The organism is Desulfovibrio sp. (assembly GCF_034006445.1).
In the GTDB taxonomy this organism is placed as follows: Bacteria; Desulfobacterota; Desulfovibrionia; order Desulfovibrionales; family Desulfovibrionaceae; genus Desulfovibrio.
In genome coordinates this window covers 1-2,709 of sequence record NZ_JAVESS010000044.1, presented here as the reverse complement: position 1 = coordinate 2,709, position 2,709 = coordinate 1, and the positions used below count along the sequence as shown (strand labels likewise).

Sequence of the window (2,709 nt, the reverse complement as noted above, 5' to 3'; positions counted from 1 at the left end):
AGGGCGACGGTGGTCTGTGTGTCGGCCTTCCCGACGCGGTTGACGAGCAGTTCGCTCATGCCTCGCCTGGTGTACATCCAGATCGCAAAGTGACCCTTGGCCTTGTACACATATTCAAGGCGGTACGTCCCGGCCCTGTACCCAAATTTCCTGGTTAAGTCCTCGCCGCGCCCAGAATAGAACCCGCGCATCCTGCGCCACTCAACACCGCTCAAGTCGAAATTGTCTTCGGGCTCCACTCGCTTTTGCGGGGCAAGGGATGCTTCCGGGGTGGACTCGATCACTTCGTACGTCGGTGCCGGCGGCTTGCTTGGGTCGTCTGTCGAGGACACGATGGGCTCTGGATTGCCGGGCGCGTACATCTTCCAGCCAGCAAAGGCCGGTGAGGTGACGAGGATCAGGATGATGGCGATGGCGCGGATCATTGGGACTGCCTCTGCAGTTGCTCGATGAGGCGCTGAGTGTTCTCGCTTGCCTCAATTCTCTTGTTCTCAAGCATTTTGACCTGTGCCGAGTAGTACCGTTCGAAATCCTGGTGGCAAGCAAGCCTGTCATGCGGGGACTGTAGCCCGCCGCAAATATCCTTGGCTGCGGCAGAGACGCACTTATCATAGCCTGGCTGGTCTTTGAGTGGAGCACAAGTAGACTGTGCGCGGCCAACGTAGTCGGCGGCGAAGGCCGGTAGGCAAATAAGGCTTAATGCTGCGGTAAGAAAAAACGCTTTCACGATCGCACTCTCCCCTTTTTCCCGCGCCCCTACCACGCTTTTCGCCGATGGTCAGCAAAAAAAGTTGTCAGACAGGTGATAAAAAAACAGAATATTTTCGAAAACATTTCGCCGTGTCAGACGTTTTTTTCTGAGATGGGTGTCGCCGTCCTGATCGTGAGTTTCGCGCGTGACCTCCCCACTGGGGCGTTGTCGTTGCATTTGATCAGGCGCAGCGGCGCGCCACCCGGACAACCCTGATGGGCTCCCGAGCACCTCTTATCAATCGCCAACCGCTGCTTGATGAGACACAGCAGGGTCCTGCCGGTCTGGACCGGCGGGGCGATGCGCTCCTTCATAGTCCATGACGGCCCACTGGAGCGCCTTGACCTGGTCAGGAGATAGGCCCTGCTCTCGGCATGCCTTGCGTACGGCCTCCAGGATCAGGGCTTGCTGCTTGCCCATAGCCCGCTCAATTGCTGCTAGCTCGCGGTCCTTGTCAGCCAGTTCGTGTTTGAGCTTAAGGATCTGGGCTTGGTAGTCGACCAACTCTTCTTCCTCTCGAAAAGGGCAGCCATACTCGTCTTCGGTTAAAATCATCGGGCCAGCGCCGACCAAAAGCCACATCGGATTAAGGTCAAAAACATTGGCCGCTGCTTCAAGAAAATCTGAGTTAGGCTTAGATTTTCCCGTGCAGTAACTGGCAATCGTCGTTCCTGTAACCCCAAGAGCTTCGCCGAGTTTGGCGCGTGTAATTTTTTTTTTCAATAAAAACAAATCTATACGCTCGCCAATATTTCTAGGCACATCCCCTTCCAAATAATTCTGAAGTTTTTTTGCGTTCATAATAAAAATCCTTGACCTATGCGGGATTCTTGATTAAGGATGGGTCGTCGGCATCAATAAGCCATTAGGGGCTCAAAAATGATCACAAACAAATCAAAGAAAATGAACGCAAACATAAAGAATTTTGGACCGCTCCGCAAGAAGTGGGAGCGGTACTTCGCCATAAACCAGAACGGCCTCAAATCCATTCGACAGACAGCCACCAGGGCCGGGCTTTGTTATCGAGCCCTTTCCCGCGCCATCGAAGACGGCGTCGGCTCCGACACCATCCGCAAGGCCCTGGCAGGAATCAACATCCCCGAGGAACTGATCCCGCTGCCAACCTGCACCCGCACCCTGGCCGCCATGGTCTATCACCAGCAAGAAATCTTGGATCGCTGTCAAAAGATTTAGACACCGCATCCAGCTTTTATAGCCGGAAGCTGTTTTTTTATAGCAAATTTTGGAGGTTACGGGAGAATGAAGGCTAAAACTACCAGGGGGGTTTTTATGGACTCGCAGAAACTCAAGGAAATGGGAGCCGCTGAGGTCGTGTGGCTGGCCACGCACCTGTCGGGCAAAAAAAGGCGGCACATCGAAGAAGCCCTGGAGTTGGTCCCGGGCCAGATTGACCGCTGGTCGAGCCGCAAGGATCACCACACACCGAGCCTCGAAGTTCTTCCGGAACTCATCGAGGCCACTACCACGGGCCGCGATGCCGGGGAAAACGTGATCATCCAGTGGCTCTTGGCCAGGGTGAATGATCAGAACCTCAAATACGACCCCAAGGCCATGGCCATCGAGGAAATGGAACGCCAGCTCCTGCACCTCGGCGCCGACTTTGGCTCGGTGGCTCAGTGCGTCATCGAGGCCGGAGCTGACCGCAAAGTAAGCCGTGCCGAGGCCATGCGCATCAAGAACGCCGTGGCCAACATCATGGGCCGCTGCCAGGACGTGCTGACCGGCGTGGAGCCTTACATTTAATATGATCCGCATATCTGTAAAAACTGACAACTCTGCACCCCGGAAAATCAAACTTTTACCGGTTGCGGATTCCGACATGTACCGCGTCGAGATCGACCGGCAGCGCGTCAACAAGCCCGGCCAGCGGGAGTCTGTCTACTCCCGCGAAGACGTCCTGGGCATGGTCTGCGACGCTTTGGGCTGGGACTGCGATC

4 protein-coding genes are annotated in these 2,709 nt (G+C 55.4%); 2 read left to right on the top strand and 2 right to left on the bottom strand.

Annotated features, from left to right (window positions below):
• Together RBR41_RS14585 and RBR41_RS14580 are read right to left on the bottom strand one after the other, a co-directional pair.
• On the bottom strand, window positions 1-425 hold a 425-nt coding region (locus RBR41_RS14585; protein ID WP_320353408.1), incomplete at its 3' end, for a hypothetical protein.
• A 563-nt stretch (window positions 426-988) separates the two neighbouring features.
• On the bottom strand, window positions 989-1,552 hold the full coding sequence (locus RBR41_RS14580; RefSeq protein WP_320353407.1) for a helix-turn-helix domain-containing protein: 564 nt from the start codon (window positions 1,550-1,552) through the stop codon (window positions 989-991).
• Window positions 1,553-1,654: 102 nt separating this feature from the next.
• Here RBR41_RS14580 and RBR41_RS14575 point away from each other — a divergent pair, with 102 nt between their 5' ends.
• Window positions 1,655-1,945 (top strand): hypothetical protein, encoded by a 291-nt coding sequence (locus RBR41_RS14575; protein WP_320353406.1) that lies wholly within the window; start codon window positions 1,655-1,657, stop codon window positions 1,943-1,945.
• Between the two features lie 96 nt (window positions 1,946-2,041).
• Window positions 2,042-2,515 carry a phage regulatory CII family protein gene (locus RBR41_RS14570; protein ID WP_320353405.1) on the top strand — a complete coding sequence of 158 codons (474 nt, stop codon included), beginning with the start codon at window positions 2,042-2,044 and terminating at the stop codon, window positions 2,513-2,515.
• The last annotated feature ends 194 nt before the right edge of the window (window positions 2,516-2,709 follow it).